Consider the following 24,737-nt stretch of genomic DNA (forward strand, 5'->3'; position numbering starts at 1 on the left):
AAATTATGATTGTGCGCTGGTGAACTATCAAACGTGCTTTGCTCAATTGGATGAATAATGGATAATAAAATTTTTATGGATAGTGCGGTAAGGAAGCTGGTAGAAAATTATCTACAGAGAATTGATTCTCTTAAAAGTGTCGATGAGTTTTCAGATAAAAGAAATTATCATATTTCAGCTATGCTCTCATGGTTTACAAAAAACTCTATTGTTGTTGATGCTAATTTGAAAGTTAGCGCCAAACATTATAAAGAACCTTTTGCTAAAGAGTTAAATTCTCATAGCATGCTTGATGATGAGTTAAATCTTGTTTTTGCTTACTGCATGTGCTTTGGAATGGAGTATTATATAAACTCTCCGTATTCAATGGATGAATTCATTCAAATGGCTAAGGAATTTTCAGAGGATAATATCGAGAAGTTTGATTTTTTCTCAGGGAGTATAATAACTAAGGCTCTAAATTATACATCGAGTGCCGTTATTAAGGATTTGTTGAACGATGAAGATTTCAAAGTTATAAAGGAGTTCGCTTCTAAAACTCAGTATGCAGAACAGCTTAAGAAAGCATGGGATAGAGAAATAAAAGAGAAAGAAGGAAAAGTTGACAATCTAAAAAACACACTTGATAAGTATGAAAATGCCTTTAATTTCATTGGTCTCCATGAGGGGTTCGTTGAGTTGGGGAACATCAAGAAAAAAGAGCTTTTTTGGTCGAGGGTAGCACTGTTTTCACTTGGCGCTTTCATTCCATTATCAATTACTTTGATCTCTTGGTTGTTTTTCCATTACGATATTAAATTGGAGAAAACTTTAGATTTGGTTAAGCTTATTCCTGGTGCATCAATTACGATCTTTCTGTTTTATTTCTTTAGAACATCCTTGATGAATTACAATTCTATTAAGGCACAAATTATTCAAATTGAACTTAGAAAGAATCTCTGTCGATTCATCCAAAGTTATGCTGAACACTCACTAAAACTTAAGACTGAAAAAATAAACCATTTGGAGAAGTTCGAGGATATTGTATTTTCTAATATAATGACCAGTGGTGATAAAATGCCATCAACTTTCGATGGCTTGGAACAAATATCAACGTTTGTTAGTAGTCTTAAAGACAAGAAATGATTTGATGCTGCTCATTTTTCGATTGCCGATATGAGTTCATTTTCAATGTAAGTGATCAAATTTTCATTGAATCCTAATAAAGGTCTTTGCTCATACGTTATCTCTTGGCCGCCCTTAACTGGGCGGTCGCGCAGGCCATAGTGATGCACCCTGGCCATGCGCTGCACACGCCCGGTAAATTCCACCACAGCATTGTCGCCCGAGCCTTTCGCCTTCATGTATTTTGCAGTGCGGAGTTTCGCAAACATCTCTCGCTTAACACGGCCTTTCTTGCCCCGCAGCGGCTGTGCCTTTCGTGGTTTAAACGGCGTACCATCAGGTGCCTGCTGGCGCTTGATGTTGTGTTGCTGGCTTGCACGCAGCTTGCGCGCAATATTCGTTGCCATCTTTTTGCGCGCAGCTGGTGACAGATTAGCGAGTAGGGCAGTGAGCTTTGTTTCCAGCGGTTCAAGTTCATTCATAGCTGCCACTCGCTAACCAGTTCGTTTTTAACGTACAGCTGCCACGGGCGATCGTTAATCTCTGGCAGTGGTGGCTCACCAACGTGGTTAACATGCAGCGCCCCCTCCTGCTCTTTAACAATCACCCGCTCGGTCAGCTGCAGGTTAATGCTGATATCTACCGCTGCGTCGCTGATGATATCGGCGTTAAAGGTAAATCCTGTGCGTCGCTTTTCTTCGGTTGCCATGATGTCGGGCTGGTTCTCACGCAGCCAGGCCAGCACCGGCACAACCAGCAAATCCAGATCGCCGTCATAGTCGGTTACCACCAGGTTAAGCTGATACTGATATTCAAACGACAGCGAACTGGCGAGCGTGGAAACCATGCGCCCGTTATCAATAAACATATTCAGGCTGTCAGGGTTTCGCTGCAGCAGTGGCACGCACTTTGTCAGCACTTCGCGGAGTTGCTTCGGTTTCAGCATCGTGCTGCTCCTGGCATTCTTTGATGATTTCCACCTGCAGCCCGCACGACGCGAGCGCAGCCTCTAACTGCCGGTTGTCAGCCGCCAGATCGCCCTGGGTCAGCAGGCTGTTTGACGGGAACGGGCAGCTTGTCACGCGTGGACAGCCAATCCAGATAATCTCTGGCGCTGGCAAAGGCGGGGCGACTGTGCAGCCGGATAACGTCGTCAGGCAAAGCAGCAGCAGACCAGCCGCGTAATGTCGGGTTAGCATCGGTTTCTCTCTGGATGGTTAGCTCACGATTTAGCGCGCCGGTACTGGCCCGCCCCTGAAGCAGGCGCAGCGCCGCCTCGCGTATCTGGCCGTCACGCGCTTCGGCATTCAGCCGCGTGATGGCCTTATCCCGGCTCTCAATGCCCGCCGACAGGGTGCCAATGATGCGCTGCGCATCCCCCAAATCAGCCCTAGCCCCTGAAAGCTGCCAGCAGGTGAAAGCCAGCGCCGTCAGTAACACGGCCAGCAGTGCCGACAAAATACGCGTCATGCGGTCCCCTTTAAGCACCAGGCGATTTCACGCGCCCGGCGGTTCTCGATGCCTTTATTTTTAACGCCTTTCACGTATACCCATCGCTGCAACTGCTGGCAGGCGCTGCGCCACTCCCCGCGATTGATAAACCCGGCAAGGGTGGACGTGCAGGCGGCGCGCACGCCGACATTGAAGGTGAACGACACCACGGCGTCATAAACCTGCGGCGGCATGGCAACCGGCATACAGGCTGCAATGCCGCGTTCAATGCGCATCACGTCGTACACCAGGTTAACAGCGACCTGCCGCTCGCTGACAACGCTTTGCGGTGTTACCCCCTCGGTATGTCCGACGCCGTTAGTCCAGACGTTCGCGCTGCACTGATACGGCGTTGTGCGGCAACCTTCCGCATCGGCAATCAGCCGCAGCCCTTCTTCTGATGTTTTCAGCGTGCTGAACTGCGGCAGCAGCGCGGCGATAGCCAGTACGGCAACCACGGCGCAGCGTTTAGCGATCTGGCTCAAAGGTCACCCCCTGCAAAGATTGGCGCGCCAGCTCATACGTTTTGCGGCGGTAGTGCCAGTTAATGAAAAAGTTAGCGACGTTGATAATCAGCGTGACCACCGCAACAAAAGCCCCGACCATAAAGGCGATGTCCTGCACCGTATGGCGGCTGAACCACATCATAAAAAGCCCGACCAGATAGCTGATAATTGAGCTGCTTTTCTCCATGATTAACTCCAGAGGTTCACGGTTTCACCCGCTGCCGGTGAGTCGGGCAGATCGGGCAATGTGACCTCGCACCCGTGCGGCAGTACCGGCCCGCTTTCGGCAAGGCCGGGATTGGCGGCATAGACCAGCTCAACGACCCGCTCCGTGCGCCCGTAATGGCGATAGCAGATGTCGTCAACGGTATCGCCCTGTTGCGCTAAGACGTTCATCACAGCAGTCCGATTATGCAGGCGCGTTTTCCCGCAATTTTGCTGATGCTGAAACGGGCGTCGCGCCAGTATTCATCTGCGCTGGCTTTGATTTCATCGGCTTTTTTTGTGCCGCTAGCGTCATAGCCACGATAGCGCTCAACGATGGTTGCCGCCGTCAGGTGGCTGACTGCATCAAAGTAGTTCGACAGTTTTTCACTCTCGCCGTCGAGCTGGTCGGCGGGAACATCGGCCAGGACTTTAAACCCTGCCGCCATCTTTTCGGCCCGGTAGTCATACAGCTCTGCGTTCACCTCAGAGATCGCCGTTTTTACTGCCTGACGGAGCCGGGCCGCTGGCACGGTTCCCTCATATCGCAGGGTTTCGCGCAGCCGCTGCATGTCCACGTTCGGCCAGAAAAAGGTATTAACAATCGGCGGCTCGGCAGCGTCTGCCGGTCGCGGTGCAGGGATTACCAGCGTGCTCATAATGGCCTCTGAATAGGTGGGCGGTGGAGGGCGGCGCAGAAACCTGAAAGGCTCATTACCACCCTGCCGCCCGGCGCGGGGCGCGTTCTGTTAACGGCTGGCCAGAGCCTGCTTTTTCAGCTCAGTTCCCAGCCGTTCAATGTCCTTTTTAACGCCGCTGCCCTGAAAAAGCTGCAGCGCGCGTTTGAGGTGTTCCATCGCTTCCAAAGCCCTGCCCATATCGCGAAGAACGTACCCGGTGATTTTGTGCAGCTTGGCGCGCACCTGATCAGGCATGTCTTCGGATTTCGTCAGTTCCAGCGTTGCCAGCAGCGGGTCAATATCGACCGGCTCTTTAGCTGTCCACGTCCGGGTCGCCGCATCGGCAACCTCTTCGGTGAGAAGATAAGCCGTGCTGTTGCGCTTATACGTATCAGGCGGCACCAGCCCGTACTGCAGGGCATAGCGGGCAATCTCCAGCGCGCCGGGAATATCCCCGGCATCCAGCCGCCAGATCATAACGGTCATCAGGATGGCATCCTGTGCGCCTTTGCCCTGGCTCAGTACGCCAGCCACCCACGGTAAATAGCCGGGCAGCATGTCGCGCTTCATCTGAGCCTTACTTTCCACTGAGCGCACCTTTTTCAGGCGGCGCTTATCTTCATTCAGCTTCATGAGCATTCGCTCATAGCCGTTGGCATGGCGCAGCGGGCCCTCAGCCTGCTGCGATGCTTCGACGGCCTGCTGACGCATAACGTGACGCTGGGCAGGGCTTGTCATGCGTTACTCTCCCGCTTCGGGCGCAGGCTCTGATACAGCGGCAGCAGAGGCATTAACGGTGAAATCACCCAGCTCGATATTTTCCACCAAGCAACCGGCCGCATAATCTTCAACCACAAAATCCTCGTTGATGGATTCATAGTTTTCGATGCGGTCGCGCTTCGCCACTTCAACAATCAGGCGGCGGTGCGTTCCTTCCTGCCAGTAAATCGACAGGTTATCGAGACGGGTGATAAACAGGGCGTTGGCCGGGAAGTACGGCACGCGGATCGCTGGCAGGTTACCGATGCGCTTCTGACTGACGATGACGTCGGCAGCGAGCTGATCGGTGGTCGACTGTGACTGATTGACCAGCGGGAAGTATTTATCAGCCAGCAGCTGACGCCCGCAGATAACGACCAGCTCCGGGTCTTCCTGATACCAGGGCTCGATCATGGTGTTGGTGGCATCCATCACCACGGCGTCCAGATTGGCATAATCACCGCCTTTACCGACGCGGATTTTTGCTGAAATAACCGCCCCCTCTTCACCGATAATTTTGCTCATGACGCGCTTAGGCGCATGGTTGCGGTACTTCTGTAGCCAGCCGACCGCGACATCCTGCAACAACGGATTTTTTTGACGGTCCGAGGTTTTCGCCCGGGCGATACCGTTAAAGCCGGCCATGATGCGATCCAGCCCCTGGCGCTTGATAATCGCGTCGCGTAAACGGGTCTGGAAATCTTCATAACGCGCCCACAAATCCAGCTGGTTATAGCGGATGTGAAAATCGTAGTTGGTCTGGGCGCACTCATAGCCGTCAGCGCTCAGGTCAGAGAAATCAGCAGTTTCGCGCTCGTCACCGCCTGCTGTATCGGTGGTGCTGGCAATCGAACCGGTCACGCCGATCCCGATTTTCTCGCCCTTCATATCCACCACGGGGGTGATATTGATACGGGTCAGAAAGTCAGATGACTCCTGCACGCGGGTCATCAGGCTCTGGCTTACCGATGGCTCTACGGAGAATTTCTTATCCATATCACCGGTTTCTACGCCGTTCAGTTCCGCAAGGCGGGTGAGGTAGGCGTTAAATTTAAAGCGGGTTGTCTGGCGCATTAGTCTTCCTGTAATCAGTGTTAAATTTTTCAGTGGCGCTGTGCCGTTCAGGACTGCCGTTAACAGTCGGTTTGCACGGAGGTTTTATCGCCGCCGTTTGCACGTGGACGCTGGTTGAAATTGCCGTCAGTTTTTTCCAGCTTGCTGGTGAGGCTTTCCAGCTCACTGCGCCCGGTGGTGGTTTCCAACTGCAGCGCATCAAGGCGCTCAGAGAATTTTCTGTCCAGCGCGGACAATGCGTCTGCGGCTTCCTGACCAGTGGCTGTCAGTTGCTCGGCAACAAGGGTTACGGCGGCGTGCACGTCAGCGCTCTGCACGTCATCCGCTTTCTTTTTCGCGGAGAACAGTGCAGCGATACGGTCACGTAATGACGGTCCAGGATCGGCTTCTTCATAAAATTCGATCAGGGTTTCTTCTGCAGCGGTAAACAGGTTGTCTTTGTCCAGCTTGCGGGACGCCAGCGGATTCGCTTTTGCAGTGGCGCTAAAGCTCAGGTATTCCGTGCCGAGGCTGGCCGGGTCATCGGTAACAGCCAGGCCGACAAGGTAGGCTTCGCCGGTGTCAGCAAATTTCGGGTTCACTTCAACAGATGTGTAAATTTTCTGGCGCGCCCTGGTCAGCTCGACCAGCTCAGGGGTGGGATCGATGTAGCCAAACAGGGCGAGCTTGCCTTTCAGCTTGCCGTCAGTGATTTCCTCGGCCTCAGCCTTCGTTACGTCCCCAAAGCGACGGAACGTACTGTCAGCGGCATAACCCTTGATGTGTTCCATGTTGATGCGCGCACCGAACACGGTCGGGTCATAGTTTTTCGCCATCTGCGAAATCCAGTCGCGGGAAATCACGCGGCCGTCGGTGGTAGCGCCCTCAACTGCGATACGAAAACGCTTTGCTTTAGTTGCCATTAATCAGGCTCCGGTCAGTGGGTTGGTTCAGGTCACGGCCAGTTTCACCACGATCACAACCCCGCTCAACGAAACCCGGCTTGCTGGCTTATGAGCAAGCAGGGACAACGGGCGCGAATCGCTGCTGCCCCGGTAGCCTTGTTGCCATGAATATGACACCCAGCACCATCATCAGCGATCCCCGCCGTCAGGCCGCTCTGCTTTACTGGCAGGGTTTCTCCGTACGCCAGATTGCGGAAACGCTCAGCATCAAAACGCCGACCGTGCAGAGCTGGAAACTCCGCGACGAATGGGAAAGCATTGCGCCCATCAGCCGCGTTGAGGCCAGCATGGAAGCGCGGTTAATTCAGATCATCATGAAGGAGGTAAAGGGGAATGCTGATTACAAGGAGATAGAGGCGTTAGGACGTCAGATTGAGCGCCTGGCACGCGTTGAACGCTACCGCAGCACGGGCAATGAGGCCGATCTCAATCCTAACGTGCGCAACCGCAACAGGGGCGAACGGCAACCCGCATCTAAGAACGTATTCAGCGAAGAGGCCACGGAGAAACTGACGTCGCTGTTTACTGATGGCTGCTTTGAGTATCAGCTTGGCTGGCATAAAGCCGGGCTGACACACCGAATCCGCAACATCCTTAAATCACGCCAGATCGGCGCGACGTTCTATTTTGCCCGCGAAGCCCTGATCGATGCCCTCGTGACCGGGCGTAATCAGATTTTCCTTTCGGCCAGCAAGGCACAGGCACACGTCTTTAAAAACTACATCATCGACTTTGCCCGCGAGGTTGATGTGGACCTTAAGGGCGATCCCATCGTGCTGCCGAACGGCGCACGCCTTATTTTCCTGGGGACCAACGTCAGGACCGCGCAGAGCTACACGGGCAATCTCTATCTCGATGAATATTTCTGGATACCGAAATTCCAGGAGCTGCGCAAAGTCGCCAGCGGCATGTCGCTGCATAAAAAATGGCGCACCACCTATTTTTCCACGCCGTCGAGCCTGTCGCACAGCGCCTATCCGTTCTGGTCAGGCGAGCTGTTTAACAAGGGCCGACGCAACCGCGCCGACCGCATCGAGCTGGATCTCAGTCATTCACACCTGGCCAACGGCTCGCTGTGTGCAGACGGCCAGTGGCGGCAGATAGTCACAGTCGAAGATGCACTGACCGGGGGCTGCAACCTGTTCGACCTGGATCAGCTGTCGCTGGAATACAGCCCGTCTGAGTACCAGAACCTGCTGATGTGTGAGTTTGTCGATGACGAGGCAAGCGTATTCCCGTTTGCCGAGCTGCAGACCTGCATGATCGACAGCATGGAAGAGTGGAATGACTTTAACGTGTTCCTGCTGCGTCCCTTCGACTATCGCCCCGTTTGGATTGGTTACGACCCGTCACACACGGGCGACAGCGCAGGCTGTGCCGTCATCGCGCCGCCTCTGGTTCCCGGTGGTAAGTTCCGCGTGCTGGAGCGCCATCAGTGGCGCGGGATGGATTTTGCCGCGCAGGCAGCATCCATCAAGGAGCTGACGGAGAAATATAACGTCGAGTACATCGGGATTGATGCCACCGGTATCGGCCAGGGTGTTTTCCAGCTTGTGCGCCAGTTCTTCCCCGCAGCCCGTGAAATCCGTTACACGCCAGAGGTGAAAACCGCGATGGTCCTGAAAGCGAAGGACACGATCACCAGCGGGCGCCTTGAGTACGACGCAGGGCATACGGATATCACGCAGTCCTTTATGGCTATCCGCAAAACGATGACCGCCAGCGGGAACCGATCAACCTATGAAGCCAGCCGCAGCGAAGAGGCCAGCCACGCCGATGTCGCCTGGGCAATCATGCACGCACTTTTAAACGAACCGCTTACCGCCGCCGCCGGTGGTCAGAGTCAAAACTTTGTGGAGTTTTATTAATGAGCAAGCGTAAAGGCCGCAAGTCTTTTCAGGAAAAATACACGCCAGCAATGGCGGCTACATCCAACCAGCAGGCCGAGGCGTTCAGCTTCGGTGAGCCGATCCCGGTACTTGATAAGCGGGATATTCTGGATTACGCCGAGTGCATCAGTAACGGGCGCTGGTACGAACCGCCAGTGAGCTTCCACGGTCTGGCGAAAAGCCTGCGCGCTGCCGTACACCACAGCTCACCGATTTACGTTAAGCGCAATATTTTGCTGTCTACTTACATCCCGCACCCGATGCTCAGTCAGCAGGATTTCAGCCGCATCGTGCTGGACTATCTGACCTTCGGTAACGGCTTCGCGGAGCTGCGCAAAAATGCGTTAGGGAAGGGGTTCCGCGTGGAGTGTTCACCGGCGAAATATACCCGGCGCGGCGTTGAGGATGACACGTTCTGGTTTATCAATGACTGGAAAGATGCGCATCGTTTCGAGACGGGCAGCGTATTCCAGCTACTGGAGCCGGATGTTAACCAGGAGATTTACGGTCTGCCGGAATACCTTAGCGCGCTTAACTCGGCCTGGCTGAATGAAGCGGCCACCTTGTACCGGCGCAAGTATTACCAGAACGGCGCGCACGCGGGTTACATCCTGTATATGACGGACGCAGCGCAGAGCAGCAGCGATATAGAGCAGATGCGAAAAGCAATGCGTGACACTAAAGGCGTGGGCAATTTCCGCAACCTGTTTATGTATGCGCCGAATGGCAAGCCGGACGGGATTAAGATCCTGCCGCTGAGTGAAGTCGCCACGAAGGATGACTTTTTCAATATCAAAAAGGCCAGCCGTGACGACCTGCTAGCCGCGCACCGGGTGCCGCCTCAGATGATGGGTATTATCCCGGATAATGCGGGCGGGTTTGGTGATGTGGTTAAGGCGGCACAGGTGTTCGTGAGGAATGAGTTGACGCCGCTGCAAGAGAGGATAAAAGAAATTAACAATTGGATTGGTGATGAGGTTATTTTGTTTAAAAATTACAGTTTGGAAGGGGAAGGGGAGTAGTTTAATAAATACTATATAAAAAAGCCTGCGGGTGCAGGCTTTTTTGCTTCATAGATAATAAGCATTAAAGCTTAGTCATCAGTATGTTCTAATTTGGCTTTATTTAACTTGCCATGTAAGCTGTTCACAAAGTGTAAGTTGCTTAAGATGATGCTAAATACACACTTAGATTGCATCCAGCACATAAAAAAAATCAATGTCAAGCAGGCTATTTTGAAGGTTTTTATGTTGTTAAAGTATAAAGGGAATGTTGGGATTACGACTCTCAGCAAGAAAATAACAAGTGTTCCAAGCATCACTAAAGCAGATATTATTATGACATATACTAGCTTTTCAATGCGAGGAGCATCTTTCTGGTTTTTTATGTAGCTTATATCATCTTTAATAATGCTATTAATTGCATTCGGATAAAGAAACCCCACCCATAACCCTACAATTGTAAAAATTGCGGCTGAGAGGTTAAGCAATGTAGAAAGTATGTCTTTTAAATCATTGAAGATAATTTTCTTGTAAATTAGTATGCTAACAAAGACACATGCAGCAAAAATTAATATGTTAAATATTTGCTGCTTTATTACAATATAAGTAAGCCTCTTTGTTTGCTCTTTCATCTTATCCTTCCGCAGTCTGTTCGTTTTTATCTTCTTCGGGTATATTATCCGCTTCTTTTTGGTTTTCTTCAAGTTGTTGCTTAACTTGATGCAGTAAGTCGCCACGTATTAAATTAATATTAGAAAGCAAGAATTCAGGTGAGTAATGTTCCTTCCCTTCGGAACCATCAATCGGTAACTTTGTTCTTGCTACATAGCTTGTAAGCCAAATAGGATTGTCGTCATTGACAAGTTTGAAGCCAACATCAACCCAGTCAGAATCCTCTTCCCTCATTTTGAATAGCGTGTTGAGCTCCTCTAAAGAAGGTGCGCCATCAACAGTGACTTGGATTTTTTTTGGTTGTACTAATTGGGGAGGCTCGCCTATTACTGCATTCCGAACACTGGCTCCAAACAAAGAGGCTAAAGCCGTGCTGGAAAGTTGAAGTATTGGCTCGCGTGGATCTTCTAATCTGGTTGCAGTTGTGTCGCGAATTATAGTTTGTGTTATTTTTGCACGTAAGGCTGCCAAATTTTCTTTGGCAGCCTTTAATTTGGTCTCTTCAGCTGTAAACTTAAATACGCAATTACATTTTTCTTTTCCATTCCCAAATGGGAATGTAACGTTGTAAATTGGCACGACCCTACCCGGATTATTTTTGGATTCAACCTCTCGCTTCGATTTTTTTCGCTCGCCGAATCTACTATTGTTGTTGACGTGCTGAGAAAAGTAGTTGCAAAAAAGATAAGTGTCTGCAAATGAATGAGGGAATCTAATTGAGGCTATTTTATTGAGTTCGGGAATTATCCAATAATATAATGCTTCCCCCCAAATTACTTCATCCTTACCGACTTTACTACCGGCTTTAACCGTACCTGTGACATTTGAACCAATTTTAGACCCCACTTTAATACCATGAATTCCATTGCCATCACCTACACCACGATAAAGTACAATGATAGAGTCTTTAGTTTCAGGATCAGTAACTATTCCGCGACAATAAACTTTTTGCTTTAAAGGCTGCTCATCTGCAGACCATGGCAGTGTGTCCTCAAAATTTTTATCCTTCAACCATTCAGTAAGATCATGAATAACTTCAGTTAATGTTCCAAATTTATAGTCAAGATTTTTTGAGTCGCGTTTTAGCCTATAAAAACCAAAGGCATTAATATCAAAAAAAGTAACCGAACCAACGTCCATAATGAATTCCTTTTGAATTATTAGCTTGCTAAGATATTGCTATGGTTAATTATATTAAGCAAATTTTACATTTGTCACAATATGCTTATGGACGTTCAGTAGAAAAATATCACTGGTGTACAACAGGCTCAGCGCGCAATGCTATCCCCGCCACGCCTGCCCGCTTTAGTGACCTCATTTCATGCAACTGCACGATCCTCACGAAGCCGCGCCACAACTGGTGTGGTGAGGAGTGTAGGGCAGGGGATCCTACATGCGGATCCATGCACTCTGTGCATGCATGGCTACAGGCCACCGATGTGGGGGCCTGAAAGGGCATTAATGAGTGAAGGCGTAGATGTGAAAACCGTGCAGACCTTCAGTGACTATCTTCACGTTCTGCCGCTGGGAGGTGATGTAGTTATTCGCTTCAGCAGGAGTAATCGCGTAGCCGGCTGCACTAACCAGCCTCACCATATCAGAGGTAGCAATCTCCCTGAAGTTTCCACGGTGTGTGACTGCATTTCGATATGCAGTGAACATCGCATAGTCTTTACGCGCCATAGTCAGCCTCTGGATCCAACTTCAAAACTTCCTGCAGTATCTGGTTAAGTGTTTCTCGGTCAGACGCGAGATTGAAGCCGGCCATTTCAATAGCTGGCACGGCGGCGCTGCGGAGAATGACTTTCGTTGCAGGAAATACTGTCAACACGCGGCGGTGTAACTCGGCGCGCAAATCGTCTAATGCTTCTTGGCTAAAGTTATGTTTTCGATCCAGAGTGATATCAACTCGCATTGCAACCTCCATCCAGGCTAATCAGCAGAGTAAAAAAAGCCATCACTACCATCGTTACATGGCTCGGAATTAGCCAGGTCAGCAATGATGGTCAGCGCCAGCTCAAAATCGGTTGGTTTGCAGTTCGCTATTAACGAAACCTCGGCGATAAAACGTACGCACGCCATTTTTTTATGCATGGCGTTCAGTTCGTCCAGCTGCATATTCCCTCCCTATAAAAATACTGTGTTTATATACAGTATCATGGTGATTAAGTGGATTGAAAGGATTTTGTTAAGCGCTGCCTTAACGCGCACCTCAATGATTACCTTGATAAAAACACGTTGGTACAATGTGTTAGTTGTCATGGTCTGCGGTTAGAGGGCTTACAGCAGCTGATGCCGCACTGTTTTTTGCTGCGGCCAACTGACGCAGATGATTAAGCCTGGCTGACAGGTCTGCAGCCAAAACAGGTTTTGGTGCGCGGAAAAGCTCCCCGCTACTGGCGCTGCGGCACCATTCACCAGCTATTTCAGTGTCGGCGCCGCGTATTAGACGTGTAGCTAACCCGCGAGTGATTGTTTCCCCGGTCAGCTCTCTGATTTCTTCGATGACACTGGCGCATGCGGCTTCAACTTTGTCAGATCGCCTGAAGGTTTTTGCTGCTCTTTTAGACCTTTCGCTGGTCAATCTCTTCAAAAGTCGGCGCCGTTCCAGCCGGGGCATACTGTCAAAGTCCATCTCTGCCACTACATCCGGCGGCAACGGATCCTCAGATCCCGAACTCCCCGTACAGTTATTGACAGAACTCCGAGAGGACGCAGGCGCGCCCTCAAGGTCAAAAACAAAATCAAAGGCAGATTCAACTGACAAAACCGAAAGCGGGGCATCTGATGCGTCAGCCTGCTGAGTGGCTTTTTTAGGCACGATCTTCCACTGCACAAGGCGAGTCAGGATAGGTGTATCTTCGCCAACGGCGGTGGAATATACCCCTTTGATGCGTACCGTTTCTTCGCCGTACTCATTCAGCTCGTCACCTGATTGGTACCATGTGCGCACGGCTAATTCATCACGCCGAACAAACGGCCCGCCCTGGGCGTTAACATACTCTGCCCATTCACCCTGATCGGCAGCATCGTGAACAGCAGCAAACTCTACACTTAGGCCGTGTGCTGTTTCACTGTCGGCCATGCGGCGCAGCTCGCGATAAACCGTAACAGGTGCGCCACCGACAAATTGAAACTGTCTGATGTGCCAACGTGCCGCCCAGGCAGAGACAGCCGGGGCTGTTTGCTTTAACTCTTTCCCGCTCTCGTCGTCCAGCTCACCATCAAGGGCATAACCATCAATATTTTTTGAGATGTATTTCGCAACGTATCCGGTGGCGCTCCCTTTTTCAGGGTCGATCGCTTCGGCATGAAAGCGGGCTTTCCTGGCTTTTTCGGTGGTCAGCTCGCGGCTGTCTTCCTGGTAGGCGTAGTCACGTATTATCTGACGAACGCGATCAACATTTTCGGGCAGCATGAACATCAACATGTGCCAGTGCGGAGTCGCGTCATGATGTGGCTCCGCAACACGAATACCGAAAATGCGGATATCTTCGCGATGGAGTTTTGCTCGAACCTTCTGCCACAGGTTGCACAGGTAACGCTGTGTTTCAGCAGGGTTGGCACCGTTCCATTTGCGGTTACGGTGACCGGTCTTAATCGTTGCGTGATAACGTGATGGGGCAGTGATGGTGTAGAACTCACCTACAAATCCCATCTCATTACAGATATCTTCAAAGCCACGGATACGGGTCATAAGCTCACAGCGACGAATTGCAGGATTAGCCACGCTGCCATCATATTTGTCTATCAGGCTTATACGATTCCCGTCATCGTCTTGTAGATCCATCCCTTTCAGGAATTCACGAGTTCGGCGCTTCTGCTCACGCCATTCGATCACGTTCATCGTGCTGGCGTAAGGCGTGTGTTTTTTGCTGACGTTAGCAAGGGCAATTTGAAGATGTTCGCGCCATGAAGCAGCAATGCGGCGCAGGCGGTTCTTCCACCACCTCTCGGCACTCATGCGCGAAAGTGCAGAGGCGACGTCCTCCGGTCCAAAGAATTTTGAGGTTACTTTGTCCCACAACGGAGGTGTCTGCTTTAACTGGCGGGTGATAGCTGCAGCAACGGTGTAGAGTAAGTGCGCATACTTGTAATCTGACTCATCAATGACAACGGTATGAGCCTGTGCCATTTCAGCAGAGATGAAACTTGCGATATCACCGGCCAGCATATCTACATCGGCACGGGACATATCTGCCAGGCGGTTAAACCGGCCGTTCAGCGCCCATAAAGTAGAGGCAGCAGACACGCCGCGATCACCTGCGGGCGCGTGAGCTGCAAGCATTGCAAACATATCAGGGTGCATATCAGCAGTTTTATATTGGGCATTGACGCGCTCAACGCGTGGCAATGTGCGCTCGACAAATGTTTTCGTTAAGTACGCATTGGCACGGGCTAAACCTTCTGTTTTTTCCAAATCATTCAAACGGCGCTTAACATCCATCTGAATAATGATCGGTTGTTCCTGGAGAAGGTCACGCGCACGCAAAAGCGCCGCGAACATCTGTGCGCGGCGTTGGATATTGGTTGTTGCGAGGTAAGGCTTACTTATTGCATCCCGTGGTGCGTTCCACGGGTATGCATAGGCTTGTTGAATTCCAGTAACAGCATTACAGTTGCCACTATTTCCAAAGGAAGGAGTCTCCGATGTTGTCTTATCCACCGCTCAATCGTCCTTATTATGACGAGATGATGAATATGCATGCGGCCGCATCTGCACCTCAAGGCGCTGTAAGGATTTTATCATCGAGCGAAATGTATGCTGCATGTGACGCGTTTTTGAGTCACACGAAAAATTACGAATTAGAACGTTGGCTTCCCTCAAAACCCTGTCGAAATGAGATTGCTCGTCGGCTCCAATGGGCCGTTGAAGCAAAGTGGAGACCTCGCGAAGAATGGACAGGAGCAGTGCAGCGCGCATTGAATATCGTGCTCCAACCGACCCCGCACACCCATACACAAGGATTTCCTGAGTGGGTGAATGAGGGATCTCTAGAGTCAGATATTCACATTTCTGTTCATGCGACTCGCCAAACAGTTGAGCTTTTTGCACTTGGCGATCGACGATTTGTGCCAACGCAGACAGAACTTTTTCTGGTTCCCTCTCATTTTGGTGAATTTCTTGCTTCGCTGGCCGCTGGCAATGTATATCCGCTGTGGCTTGCGCAGGTTGATAGCAAAGACACTCCAGGGTGCCGTGATGGTCAGTACCCGATATATACCCAGCGTGAAGTTTAATCATCTGAATATGGCGTTAAACCGCCATCCTCTTGTAGTGAGAGTTCTTGTGCTCTTCTATCTCTTTGCAATTCACACACAGGGTTACCCCATCCAGCGCTTTACGGCGCTCTGCAGGGATAGGTGACTCACAGCATTCACAGAAGAAAGCGCTCGGAGCTGTTGAACGCTTGAGGGTATTAGCCAGAGCGTGTGCGAGATTCTCCTCAACGCGCTGCTGTACCAGATCCATTGAGTCGGCCATTAGTGCAGCTCCTGTGAGCATGCCTCAAAGCGGCCAGCTTCCTGCCGCAATAATTCGATTATCTCGACGGCAGACAATTCGCTGCGCTGTGCATAGATAGCAATTGCTTCAAGACGGATTGAAACGGCCAGCGCCTGGTCTTTCTTCTGTTCAGTGCGCGCTTTATTCAGCAGTACCAATACGGCATCTGCTGCAGCAACCATTTTTTTGTTATCAATATTCTGCATAGTTAATCTCATATTCAGGCAAAAGAATGCCCGGCGTGTTTACGCCTTTAACTTAATTTGGGGGTTATTAGGAAAGTGCGCAGTCGGCGAATGACAGATAGCGCGGTAGCATTTTTCCCCAGCGGGAAATCTTGTTCATTGCCTCGATAATGTAGAGGCGGCGAGCCTCGTCAAATTCTTCAAAATTTTTACCGACTTCATCAGCCTTGAATGCGGCTGTGTGATCACGATTGGCCAGAGTTAAAACCACAAACTTAAAGTCATGATCCAGTCGATTAAAATACCGTAGTGCTGGATTGTCATTTTTCTGGCGAAGCTGACGACGACGCGCCTGGAACTGCTCAAACGGCATCGGCTCTTTAACCGCCTCAAGGTGAGAGTGAACATTAAAAGTCATTACTTACCCCATAATGTTGAGAGACGTTGAATAAAACTGGGCTTCACAGATGACAGCTCACGCAAAAGTACTTTCTGATCGTTGCTTGGATGCCAGCGCTTACCTTCACATCCCATAATCCAGCCGTGGCCAAACGAAAGGGAAGGAGACTGTCGCTTTAGCAATGGCGCGATAGATATAGGCATAACTACCTCAGCTCAGGCCGATTGATGCGCTGATACCACCAATAACATCAGCAGTAGAAGCCATCGCAGGATTGCTGTGAATGCGTGTATGTACAGCCATTGCCGCCAGTGTCAGGCAGCGAATACCCGAATTGACGCTATTCACAAAAGCATTTTTGCGTGATTGCGTCATATGCTCACCAGACACAGCGCCGGCGGCCATTTGCCCGACAGCAGCTGTGGCGTGCAAAACGTAGTTCGGCAGGTTATCTGCTGATAGTTCATTTACCGGCACCGAGGGCAGGCAGTTCAATTGCGCCAGCAATCCATCAACCAATGAAGCGTCTTCTGTGAGATCCGTAAGTGCCAGCACATCAGCCAGTGTTAACTGGTGAGGCTGTTCCGGATTTAATTTGTTGCGAAGCACCTGTGACCGCATACCGACCTTTTCAGCCAGCTCTGACAGGTTGTGATTTTGAGCAAACTGGCGACAGGCCGAATCGAGAAGCTGCTGTTTAGATACCTGGTAATCAAACATGGCTCGTTCCTGAGAAACTTGCATAATCAAGTTATGGCTTGATGTAGCGGCATTTGAGGGCATGCTGACGGTTCTTTTCCCGCCATGCGGCTACGTTGACCAGGGCATTACCATGTTTTTCCATTACGTCAGTACGCGTCTGTCCGGTCTTTTTGCACTCAATGGTACGCTTGACGGTGCTGGTTGGGGTAGGAGCGAGAAGTACAACGCCGTTAGCAATCCACTTCTCTAACACTGACTTACTGATACCGTTAGCGGCGGCGAAGTCTTCTTTGGACATGGTGGCGGAGGTGTTTACCGCCAGTGCTTTTTCAACGGCGGTGTTAACCACGGCGCTAAGCGCAGGCATTAGCGCTATAGCGAGACTGGCGATCAGATCTTGTGACGGCAGTAAGTCAAATGCGTTTTCACTGTTTGCATTTTCAGTATGCATAACGCAGTATCTCCCTTGGGTCGTTTTGTTCTACGGTGTTTCATGTGGTGTGATACATCCTAGATCATCAAATGGCGTTTAGTAAACAACAAATGTTTATTTATTTGGTGGCTTATGGATTTTAGCGAAGGAACGGCGCTGGAAATTGTCGAGCGTCTGTCGTCTGCCTATGGTGTTGCGACGCAGAAAGCTTTGGCTGAATGCCTTGGCGTGCCTGCTGCGAATGTCAGTAATTGGGTGCAGCGTGACAGCGTTCCCGGCAGCGCGTTTGTGAAGTGTGCATTAGATACCGGCAGTGATCTCCATTGGCTCACAAGCGGTAAACTTGCAAATGCAAATTTAGACGCCTCTCCAAATTCCCCAAAAGGTGAAGCCCTCTACACTGAGATCACTTCAAACGGCGGCAAGCCAGTTTTGCGCCGCATCATGGACGCCTACGGCTTTACTCTGCAAAAACAACTCTGTGAGCTGCTGGGTATCTCATCTGGTACGGTCAGTACCTGGGTGCGCAGAAATTACTTTCCTGGCGACGTGGTGGTGACATGTGCACTTGATACCGGCGCATCTTTACAGTGGCTGGCGACAGGGAAGGGCGTACAAGCAGGCGATAGCGCCAAAGAAAGCACAGCTACGGTAATCCCACGCAAGAATCTGACGGCAGGTGTGCTGCATGGTGCAGGAAGCTGGGCGGTCGATTTAAGCTTTATCCCGCACGCTCTTAATGAGCCGGTTTTTATTTCAAGTAATACCGGGTCGTGGATTGTTGACGAGAGCGTATACGGCATCAGCAATGGTCGCTGGTTGCTCGGTATCGATGATAAATACGACGTCTATGATATTGCCCTTTTACCGGGGCGTAAGATTAGCGTGACGAGCAAGGGAACAAACTTCATTTGTGGCGCTGATGAGGTAAATAGTGCAGGAAAAGTGATATTAACAATGGATTATAGTTCATAAAAATAAATTATTAGCTTTGTTTTTGGTGCTACGTTAAATAGCGTTACTAAAATAAGATATAAGGATATGTATGGGGGTGTTGAAGTTTGTAGCGCATAGCCAAAGGGTAATTAACATCTCAGAATCTTATGGTTGGCTTCCGGGTGCAAAATATACCAACCTAAGAGATTTGAAAGGGATAGATTTTGAAGCTAAAGGGTTTATGGATGTTGACTGGAAAAAATACAATTTTTCTCGACATTTAGCTGCTGTTCAGGAAAAAAAACCTTTTATAACTATGGCTAGAGATGTTGAGTCTATCGATGAGCTAGACGCAATATTGTATGAGGCTGAAGCCCTAAGTAAATTTAGCATCCATGTTGCTATAATCCCTAAAGATACTCGACTAAATAATCGCTTGCATGAACTTATACCAAAGCAATTCATTTTAGCTTACAGCGTGCCTACGAGATATGGTGGCACAGAAGTTTCAATTGAAAGCTTTGATAGAAAAGTCCATCTTCTGGGGGGGAGGCCTGATGTGCAAAGGAAATTAGCTGATAAATTAGATGTAATGTCATTTGACTGTAATCGATTTACACTAGACGCGAAGTATGGGTATTACTTCAATGGTGAACGATTTGTTAAGGATTCAAATGGAACATATGAAAAATGTTTAAAAAAATCCTTATTTAATATCAACAGGATTTGGGATGGATACCTGAATTCAATCAATTTATCTAATGTGCTATCTCAGGAGGTACTTGTATGAGTAACAGTAAAAGAGATGATTTACTTATAAAAATGTATGAGACTTTGAATAATGAGATTAGCAGGCATATAACTATTGTTTGGCAAAGTATAAGTGTGGTTATTGGTGCTTTTACATTACTCTCATTAGCTGAGAAAAATCTTCTAAATGTTGATTTAGCTATGGGGATAATAATTCTTTTGATTATCTGGCTGTTTGATCACTTAATTGATTCTGGTTATTGGTATAACAGGAATCTAGTTATAATAGCTAATATTGAAAGACAGTTTCTAAAAGTAACAGATTTGAAAGATATTCATTTTTATTTTGGTAGTCACCGCACCGATAATAAAATGCTCACTCATTTAAAAATTCAAAGAAATCTAGGGGCGATTTTAGGTGTTTTAATTATTGGTTATCATTTTTATACCAGAATTGTGCCGGGTTTTTCCGTTGAATTAAAGCTAGAAAACATAGATTTTATTCGCACCATACCATATGTTATTGCAATATATGGGGCGTTCTATATATTGAAGCAATACAGGAACGCAAACAGAAAATATGCTGAGTTTGTAGGCAATTCCCCCGGTATATCTATAGATAGATCCTCTGTCAAACCAAGTATTGGTCATCCAGATAAAACTAGTAACTGATAATAAAATTTGCTAACGAAGTCTGTAGCCATCTTGTCGCCATTTATTAATTTAAATGATTGATTTAAAAGACCGAAAATCGTATTTGGTCTTTTTTTATATCATTTCCACCCGAAATAGTTTTACTCATTTCTGAATGCATCATTTTTATTAATATGGCGTAATGCGGGTTTCTGCTCTATGGAATAGCGGTATTTAAAACGCGGCTTTAACTTACCCGAGAGATAATACACGCGTCTTTTCAGGGGTGTTGTTTTTGTTGTAAATGAAAAGGGAAGGGGTGTTACAAATATCTTCCTGCTAACTGACTGATGCCTATAACTTTGCTTATTTATTTTATTAATATCGCCAATAGTCTGAACTGCCACCTATACTCAAAACGCAAACGGCAATAATTCCTGTAATTTCAGACTGGAGTCTAAAAATGGAACTGAGAAATGAGCTGGCGCTCACCAAACGTGTTTCGTGGGGAAGTATTATTGCCGGTGTGGTAACGGCGATGGCGATCTCTCTTCTTTTAACCATGCTGGGCACCAGCCTGGGTTTATCCATGCTGTCGCCCAAGTCGGATGACATCGTCAATGGGGCCGACACGGCGGTATTAGCCTGGTCCGTTATCGGGGGGGTGATCAGTCTGGCGTGCGGTGGCTTTATTACCGGCCGTCTGGCCGGCACGGACGGGGCCATTCACGGCTTCCTTATCTGGGCTACGTCCCTGCTGGTGGCCACGGTACTGGGCTTTGCCGCCGTAGGCGGGATCCTGAATACGGCCGGAAGCGCTGTGGGCAGCGTGGCGTCAGCCACCGGCAGCCTGGCCAGTGGAATGGGCAGCGTGGCCGGTCATGCCGCACAGGGGGCCGCCAGCATCGGCCAGAATATCTATGGTGATCTTGGCCTTGATACCAAACTCAATCCGGATAATGCCGACGATCAGGTTGTTCAGGCCCTGAAAAAAAGCGGTATTAAAGAGCTGCAGCCGGAATATCTGCAGACCCAGCTGGAAGAAGCGGGTAAAGATGTTGCCAGCGCGGTGAAAAACCTGGCGGTAAATCCTGATAACAGTGATGCCGTTATTAAGGGATTAACAGATAAACTTAAAAGCCGGGCGGAAGCCCTTAGCCAGGCGATTGATAAAAATGAGGTGAAGCAGGCGCTGGTGCAGAATACCAGCATGACGCCTGAAGAAGCGGACAAAGCGGTCGAAAACTTTATTCAGACTCGCGATAAAACTGTACAGGAAGTGAATCAGCGTCTGTCGCAGTTAGAAAAGAATGTGAACGAAGCGAAAGTGAAATATGCAGAGTTTAAAGAAAAAGCCAAAGAGAAAGCTGATGCCGCCGCTAAGGCAGGCGCGAAAATTGCTCTCTGGTCCTTCATCGGATTATTAATTGGCGCGATTGTCAGTACGCTGAGTGGTTTCTGGGGCGTCAATACGCATCCTGAATACCGTAAAGTCAGAGCCTGATCGTTCAGTGCTATCAGGGCCCCTTTGGGGCCTTTTTTTCGTCTGGCGGTGCTGACACCGTGCTGCCTGCGGTCGTCAGCGGTCGGTTCCCGGTTGCCCTCCAGGGTAACGCTGGGTCAGCCATCCCGCCCGGATATCTTTGCCGGCAACCCACTCCGGTAGGCAGGTTGTGTGCAACTTGTCGATAAGGCGCTGGGCGGCGACCCCATTGTCCTTATTCGCCACAGCACAGAAACGCCACCCAGATTAAACTTGTGTAAACCCGGGGCCAGCGTTTGCTTTTACCGGTTCCTTATCGCACTATCTTCAACGTCTTACTGCATCCGGTGTAAGCTGCTGCGGGCACCGTTGCCCGGTATGGACTGGGCCTCGACTGAAAAAGGTGTTGTGATGGGAACCATGTTAGGGCTGCTGGGCTTAATGCTCGGGGCGTGGGCGGTACGCAGTATCTGTATGAAGCCGATGGGTAACATTAAAAAAGTGACCCTGTCACTTATCGCCGGGCTGTTCTTTTTATCTGCCGGCGGGATCGGCGGCACAGAAGAAGATAAGATGCCTTACGCTATCGTAGCCATGCTGATGGGCGCGGCGGCTGTGTGGTACGGAAACCGCCTGTATAACGAGGCTGCAGCCCGGGAAGAGAGAAACCATAATGACCGATCGCGCTACCCCTAATCTGCCTTCGCGCAATTTTACTGATACAGAAACCTTTTATTGCCGGGCGGGCTTCACCACCACCTTTAAAGACGCCCACTGATTAATCATGGTTCGGGGAGACCTGACGCTGGAGTTTTTCCCACATCCCGGGCTTGACCCTTACACCAGTTGGTTTAGCTGCTGTCTGCGGCTTGATGATGTCGATGCGTTTTATGCCATCTTGCTGGCGGCAGGAATAGAGGAGAAGAGGGCTGGTCTGCCTCGTCTTCATCCACCTGAAGTCCAATCCTCTGGCATGAAGATCGGCGCGCTGCTGGATGGTGACGGTACGCTGATACGCTTAATCGGCAACTGAAACGGTGGGCGTCATCTGTGGGAAAATAAAAACGGGGCTCAGTGAGCCCCGCTGAGGGTTACGACTGGCTCTCTTTCTGCAGTGCTGCTTCTTTCTGCAGAGTTTCTTTCTCCAGCTGTTCCCGCTCCTGGTTTTCCTGATGCGTCTGACCTTCCTCAATAAAGTCAGGATCAATCTCGTCGGTATTCCCCTTGTGATCTTTACCGGACAACAGGTTCCAGCAGGAGATAAACAGGGCGGCGATCAGCGGCCCGATGACAAAGCCGTTCAGACCGTAGATTTCCATCCCGCCCAGGGTGGTGATGAGGATCAGGTAATCCGGCATCTTGGTGTCTTTGCCCACCAGCAGCGGGCGCAGGATATTGTCGATCAGACCAATCACCACGACGAAGAAGAAGGTCAGCGCCAGCGCTTTCACCAACGCGCCGGAGAAGAAGAAGTACAGCACTACCGGCAGCCAGATGATCGCTGATCCCACTGCCGGGATCAGGGACAGAAAGGCCATCAGCGACCCCCATAAAATGCTGCCCTGAATATCCGCGAACCAGAAGGCAATCCCTCCAAGCGCACCCTGTACGGCGGCGACCACGACCGTGCCTTTCACCGTCGCGCGGGAAACAGCCGCGAATTTGACGAACAGATGCTGTTTTACAAACTGCGACAATGGGATCGCGTCCAGCGTCAGGCCGACCAGGTAGGCACCGTCCTTCAGCAGGAAGAACAGCAGATAAAGCATGACGCCAAAACCGATGGTGAAGCTGAAAGTGCTTTTACCAATCATCATCAGGCTGCCGGCGAAGAACTGGCCGCCTTTCATGGCCACGCCGGAGAGTTTCTCCTGAATGGCCCCGGCATCGTTCATGTTGTTTTCTGCCAGGAAGTGACGCAGCCAGTCCGGCAGGTGGTTAACAATACTTGCCGCGACCGTGGTCAGCTCGGTCTGGTTGCCCTGCAGCCGGTTGTACAGCGCGTTGAACTCTACCGCCAGTGAGGAGGCGACGATAGCCAGCGGAATAAACACAATCAGGCAGATGACCAGCAGCGTCAGCAGCGAGGAGAGCCCGTTTCTGTCGCCGAGGTGTTTTCTGATTTTAGTTTTCAGCGGATGGAAAATAATCGCCAGGATAGCAGCCCAGAGGATGGCGGAAAAATACGGTCCCAGGATGTGAAAAAAAGCCAGCGTGGTGACGGCCAGTATAAAAATAAAGAATCCCTTACTAATGCCCTTAATAATCATTTTATTGTCTCGGTAATTAACTTATTCCTTGCCCGCGCTAAAAATAGACCACGTCTGGGTTAGCAGCAATGGTTATGCGTCATTTAGCCGTAAGAAAGTCAAATGGTGGCCGCCGCTAAGGGCCAGGCCAGAAAGTCAGCTTTTGCGCCAGCGGGCTCATATCGGTGGCAAAGTCGCTGCCCGTCTCTTTCATTTGCTGTTGCCAGCCAGCAAGCGGATGGGATGATTGCGACGAGCTGGCATAAATCACGACGTTACCGGTCGGTGTAGTGCAATAGAGCACGGTCGTGAAAAGCGCGGTCAGGGCACAGGAAAAGGGGGAGTTCGCCTCCGGCTTATGGGCATGATTCAGCACCAGCCACCCTCCGTCTTCCAGTTTAGCGGCGCAGTGACGAAGAAAGCTCTCTGATGTCTGTAGCGGCGCAATCGCATTGGCGGAATAGAGATCGGAAAAGATCAGCGAGTAACGGCGACCGGTTTCACGTGCTATGGCTTCACCCGCATCCGCCACCTGATAGTGAATATGCTCGCTGACTGGCAGATGGAAGTAGTCCTGCGCCACGGCCAGCACAGCGTGCCGGAGTTCGACCACGTCTATTACGATATCCGGGTCGCGGGCAAAGAGCGCCCGCACCAGGCTGCCGCCGCCCAGCCCAAGCAGCAATACCCGTTTAGCCGGCGTCAGTGCCACTGCCATCAGCATCGCCCGGATATAAAAATGGACCGGCAGAGCGGAATGGTTCTTCTGCATTTTGCTTTGTTCGAATATGCGGTCAAAACTCATAATGCGGAACGTTTTATTATCGATGACGATCACTTCGCCATGATCATCTTTCACCGTAGTAACGATGTCGCCACGGATACGAAAGAGGGGGGAAGAGGTGTACAGATCGATATCGGACATAGTGATAACTCCGTGACCTTCAGCCTGAGCTGAGTTCCTTAATTTATCCAGGTGCCATGTTTGCATTTTACCGCCGTGCAGAGCAATGGTCGTGCGGTGCAGGTCGGATCGGCAGGAAATTTTTGCCACGGATGCATTTTTCAGCAACCTGCCTCTATTTTACCCGTAAGTGAAGTCAGCGACGTAAACATATCTCAAATTCTTCCATCGA

General features: G+C 50.0%; 33 protein-coding genes and 2 pseudogenes. 10 read left to right on the plus strand and 25 right to left on the minus strand.

Annotated elements, in window-relative coordinates; all coding sequences use genetic code 11:
- Window positions 1–57 precede the first annotated feature (57 nt).
- The gene (locus K6L24_RS09610; RefSeq protein WP_222682237.1) at window positions 58–1,125 is read left to right on the plus strand and encodes a hypothetical protein; all 1,068 of its coding nucleotides are present in this window, start codon (window positions 58–60) and stop codon (window positions 1,123–1,125) included.
- Window positions 1,126–1,136: 11 nt separating this feature from the next.
- On the opposite strand, the gene K6L24_RS09615 is transcribed toward K6L24_RS09610, so the two are convergent.
- The 11 genes and pseudogenes from K6L24_RS09615 to K6L24_RS09660 all read right to left on the minus strand — a co-directional run bounded on the left by K6L24_RS09615 (window position 1,137) and on the right by K6L24_RS09660 (window position 6,720).
- Complete coding sequence (locus K6L24_RS09615) at window positions 1,137–1,586, minus strand: phage virion morphogenesis protein (RefSeq protein ID WP_222682238.1); 450 nt, start codon at window positions 1,584–1,586, stop codon at window positions 1,137–1,139.
- A complete protein-coding gene (locus K6L24_RS09620) occupies window positions 1,583–2,050 on the minus strand; it encodes a phage tail protein (RefSeq protein WP_222682239.1) in 468 nt (155 codons plus the stop codon). The genes K6L24_RS09615 and K6L24_RS09620 overlap by 4 nt, the downstream gene beginning before the upstream one ends.
- Window positions 1,983–2,303 (minus strand): Rz1-like lysis system protein LysC, encoded by a 321-nt coding sequence (gene lysC, locus K6L24_RS09625; RefSeq protein WP_222682240.1) that lies wholly within the window; start codon window positions 2,301–2,303, stop codon window positions 1,983–1,985. The genes K6L24_RS09620 and lysC overlap by 68 nt, the downstream gene beginning before the upstream one ends.
- Window positions 2,227–2,574 (minus strand): annotated as a pseudogene (locus K6L24_RS22305) (Rz-like lysis system protein LysB); the annotation flags it as partial. The gene lysC and the pseudogene K6L24_RS22305, both read right to left, overlap by 77 nt.
- Entirely contained in the window at window positions 2,571–3,080 is a 510-nt protein-coding gene (locus K6L24_RS09630; protein ID WP_222682241.1) for a lysozyme, read from the minus strand. The pseudogene K6L24_RS22305 and the gene K6L24_RS09630, both read right to left, overlap by 4 nt.
- On the minus strand, window positions 3,064–3,288 hold the full coding sequence (locus K6L24_RS09635; RefSeq protein ID WP_187509053.1) for a phage holin family protein: 225 nt from the start codon (window positions 3,286–3,288) through the stop codon (window positions 3,064–3,066). Before K6L24_RS09635 ends, K6L24_RS09630 begins: the two co-directional genes overlap by 17 nt.
- Window positions 3,289–3,290: 2 nt before the next feature.
- Window positions 3,291–3,497: a tail protein X gene (locus K6L24_RS09640; protein WP_222682242.1), complete on the minus strand. Its 207-nt coding sequence runs from the start codon at window positions 3,495–3,497 to the stop codon at window positions 3,291–3,293.
- Window positions 3,497–3,964 (minus strand): head completion/stabilization protein, encoded by a 468-nt coding sequence (locus K6L24_RS09645; protein ID WP_222682243.1) that lies wholly within the window; start codon window positions 3,962–3,964, stop codon window positions 3,497–3,499. Before K6L24_RS09645 ends, K6L24_RS09640 begins: the two co-directional genes overlap by 1 nt.
- A 90-nt stretch (window positions 3,965–4,054) precedes the next feature.
- Window positions 4,055–4,723, minus strand: coding sequence for a phage terminase small subunit (locus tag K6L24_RS09650; protein WP_222682244.1), 669 nt, complete (start codon window positions 4,721–4,723; stop codon window positions 4,055–4,057).
- Between the two features lie 3 nt (window positions 4,724–4,726).
- The gene (locus K6L24_RS09655) at window positions 4,727–5,818 is read right to left on the minus strand and encodes a phage major capsid protein, P2 family (protein WP_222682245.1); all 1,092 of its coding nucleotides are present in this window, start codon (window positions 5,816–5,818) and stop codon (window positions 4,727–4,729) included.
- Between the two features lie 59 nt (window positions 5,819–5,877).
- Window positions 5,878–6,720 carry a GPO family capsid scaffolding protein gene (locus K6L24_RS09660; protein ID WP_222682246.1) on the minus strand — a complete coding sequence of 281 codons (843 nt, stop codon included), beginning with the start codon at window positions 6,718–6,720 and terminating at the stop codon, window positions 5,878–5,880.
- 146 nt (window positions 6,721–6,866) lie between these two features.
- Here K6L24_RS09660 and K6L24_RS09665 point away from each other — a divergent pair, with 146 nt between their 5' ends.
- Together K6L24_RS09665 and K6L24_RS09670 are read left to right on the plus strand one after the other, a co-directional pair.
- Window positions 6,867–8,630 (plus strand): terminase ATPase subunit family protein, encoded by a 1,764-nt coding sequence (locus K6L24_RS09665; protein WP_222682247.1) that lies wholly within the window; start codon window positions 6,867–6,869, stop codon window positions 8,628–8,630.
- On the plus strand, window positions 8,630–9,673 hold the full coding sequence (locus K6L24_RS09670; protein ID WP_222682248.1) for a phage portal protein: 1,044 nt from the start codon (window positions 8,630–8,632) through the stop codon (window positions 9,671–9,673). The genes K6L24_RS09665 and K6L24_RS09670 overlap by 1 nt, the downstream gene beginning before the upstream one ends.
- 71 nt (window positions 9,674–9,744) lie before the next feature.
- Here the strand turns inward: K6L24_RS09670 and K6L24_RS09675 are convergent, their stop codons facing one another.
- The 6 genes from K6L24_RS09675 to K6L24_RS09700 form a co-directional block, all read right to left on the minus strand.
- Window positions 9,745–10,284, minus strand: a complete 540-nt coding sequence (locus tag K6L24_RS09675; protein WP_222682249.1) for a hypothetical protein — start codon at window positions 10,282–10,284, stop codon at window positions 9,745–9,747.
- 1 nt (window position 10,285) lies between these two features.
- Window positions 10,286–11,464, minus strand: coding sequence for a hypothetical protein (locus tag K6L24_RS09680; RefSeq protein WP_222682250.1), 1,179 nt, complete (start codon window positions 11,462–11,464; stop codon window positions 10,286–10,288).
- A gap of 318 nt (window positions 11,465–11,782) precedes the next feature.
- On the minus strand, window positions 11,783–12,007 hold the full coding sequence (locus K6L24_RS09685; RefSeq protein ID WP_118664025.1) for a hypothetical protein: 225 nt from the start codon (window positions 12,005–12,007) through the stop codon (window positions 11,783–11,785).
- Window positions 11,997–12,239, minus strand: a complete 243-nt coding sequence (locus K6L24_RS09690; RefSeq protein ID WP_222682251.1) for a DinI-like family protein — start codon at window positions 12,237–12,239, stop codon at window positions 11,997–11,999. Before K6L24_RS09690 ends, K6L24_RS09685 begins: the two co-directional genes overlap by 11 nt.
- A 17-nt stretch (window positions 12,240–12,256) precedes the next feature.
- Complete coding sequence (locus tag K6L24_RS09695; protein WP_118664027.1) at window positions 12,257–12,442, minus strand: hypothetical protein; 186 nt, start codon at window positions 12,440–12,442, stop codon at window positions 12,257–12,259.
- A 133-nt stretch (window positions 12,443–12,575) separates the two neighbouring features.
- On the minus strand, window positions 12,576–14,924 hold the full coding sequence (locus tag K6L24_RS09700; RefSeq protein WP_222682311.1) for a replication endonuclease: 2,349 nt from the start codon (window positions 14,922–14,924) through the stop codon (window positions 12,576–12,578).
- Between the two features lie 50 nt (window positions 14,925–14,974).
- Between K6L24_RS09700 and K6L24_RS09705 the strand changes: the two genes are divergently transcribed.
- On the plus strand, window positions 14,975–15,565 hold the full coding sequence (locus tag K6L24_RS09705; protein ID WP_162900968.1) for a hypothetical protein: 591 nt from the start codon (window positions 14,975–14,977) through the stop codon (window positions 15,563–15,565).
- Between the two features lie 16 nt (window positions 15,566–15,581).
- Here the strand turns inward: K6L24_RS09705 and K6L24_RS09710 are convergent, their stop codons facing one another.
- The 6 genes from K6L24_RS09710 to K6L24_RS09735 all read right to left on the minus strand — a co-directional run bounded on the left by K6L24_RS09710 (window position 15,582) and on the right by K6L24_RS09735 (window position 17,568).
- A complete protein-coding gene (locus K6L24_RS09710; RefSeq protein WP_338121344.1) occupies window positions 15,582–15,830 on the minus strand; it encodes a TraR/DksA family transcriptional regulator in 249 nt (82 codons plus the stop codon).
- Window positions 15,809–16,036, minus strand: coding sequence for a DUF2732 family protein (locus tag K6L24_RS09715; protein ID WP_118664030.1), 228 nt, complete (start codon window positions 16,034–16,036; stop codon window positions 15,809–15,811). The genes K6L24_RS09710 and K6L24_RS09715 overlap by 22 nt, the downstream gene beginning before the upstream one ends.
- 67 nt (window positions 16,037–16,103) lie before the next feature.
- Window positions 16,104–16,433, minus strand: a complete 330-nt coding sequence (locus K6L24_RS09720; RefSeq protein WP_245006731.1) for a hypothetical protein — start codon at window positions 16,431–16,433, stop codon at window positions 16,104–16,106.
- Window positions 16,433–16,618 (minus strand): phage filamentation protein Fil family protein, encoded by a 186-nt coding sequence (locus K6L24_RS09725; protein ID WP_222682252.1) that lies wholly within the window; start codon window positions 16,616–16,618, stop codon window positions 16,433–16,435. The genes K6L24_RS09720 and K6L24_RS09725 overlap by 1 nt, the downstream gene beginning before the upstream one ends.
- 7 nt (window positions 16,619–16,625) lie before the next feature.
- The gene (locus K6L24_RS09730; RefSeq protein ID WP_187509068.1) at window positions 16,626–17,135 is read right to left on the minus strand and encodes a phage regulatory CII family protein; all 510 of its coding nucleotides are present in this window, start codon (window positions 17,133–17,135) and stop codon (window positions 16,626–16,628) included.
- A gap of 31 nt (window positions 17,136–17,166) precedes the next feature.
- Complete coding sequence (locus tag K6L24_RS09735; protein WP_222682253.1) at window positions 17,167–17,568, minus strand: hypothetical protein; 402 nt, start codon at window positions 17,566–17,568, stop codon at window positions 17,167–17,169.
- A 114-nt stretch (window positions 17,569–17,682) separates the two neighbouring features.
- Between K6L24_RS09735 and K6L24_RS09740 the strand changes: the two genes are divergently transcribed.
- From K6L24_RS09740 to K6L24_RS09765, 6 genes and pseudogenes are all read left to right on the plus strand, one after another.
- Window positions 17,683–18,525 carry a phage repressor protein CI gene (locus K6L24_RS09740; RefSeq protein WP_222682254.1) on the plus strand — a complete coding sequence of 281 codons (843 nt, stop codon included), beginning with the start codon at window positions 17,683–17,685 and terminating at the stop codon, window positions 18,523–18,525.
- Window positions 18,526–18,595: 70 nt separating this feature from the next.
- The gene (locus K6L24_RS09745) at window positions 18,596–19,276 is read left to right on the plus strand and encodes a DUF6610 family protein (RefSeq protein WP_222682255.1); all 681 of its coding nucleotides are present in this window, start codon (window positions 18,596–18,598) and stop codon (window positions 19,274–19,276) included.
- Window positions 19,273–19,908, plus strand: a complete 636-nt coding sequence (locus K6L24_RS09750; protein ID WP_222682256.1) for a hypothetical protein — start codon at window positions 19,273–19,275, stop codon at window positions 19,906–19,908. The genes K6L24_RS09745 and K6L24_RS09750 overlap by 4 nt, the downstream gene beginning before the upstream one ends.
- 424 nt (window positions 19,909–20,332) lie before the next feature.
- Window positions 20,333–21,373 carry a TIGR04086 family membrane protein gene (locus K6L24_RS09755; protein ID WP_222682257.1) on the plus strand — a complete coding sequence of 347 codons (1,041 nt, stop codon included), beginning with the start codon at window positions 20,333–20,335 and terminating at the stop codon, window positions 21,371–21,373.
- A 390-nt stretch (window positions 21,374–21,763) separates the two neighbouring features.
- Window positions 21,764–22,048 carry a hypothetical protein gene (locus tag K6L24_RS09760; RefSeq protein ID WP_222682258.1) on the plus strand — a complete coding sequence of 95 codons (285 nt, stop codon included), beginning with the start codon at window positions 21,764–21,766 and terminating at the stop codon, window positions 22,046–22,048.
- Window positions 22,026–22,385 (plus strand): annotated as a pseudogene (locus K6L24_RS09765) (bleomycin resistance protein). Before K6L24_RS09760 ends, K6L24_RS09765 begins: the two are co-directional and overlap by 23 nt.
- 58 nt (window positions 22,386–22,443) lie before the next feature.
- Here the strand turns inward: K6L24_RS09765 and K6L24_RS09770 are convergent.
- Complete coding sequence (locus tag K6L24_RS09770) at window positions 22,444–23,622, minus strand: AI-2E family transporter (RefSeq protein WP_137269686.1); 1,179 nt, start codon at window positions 23,620–23,622, stop codon at window positions 22,444–22,446.
- A 115-nt stretch (window positions 23,623–23,737) separates the two neighbouring features.
- The gene (locus tag K6L24_RS09775) at window positions 23,738–24,526 is read right to left on the minus strand and encodes a spermidine synthase (RefSeq protein ID WP_222682259.1); all 789 of its coding nucleotides are present in this window, start codon (window positions 24,524–24,526) and stop codon (window positions 23,738–23,740) included.
- Between the last annotated feature and the right edge of the window lie 211 nt (window positions 24,527–24,737).

This window comes from Erwinia persicina, assembly GCF_019844095.1.
GTDB classification, from domain to species: domain Bacteria; phylum Pseudomonadota; class Gammaproteobacteria; order Enterobacterales; family Enterobacteriaceae; genus Erwinia; species Erwinia persicina.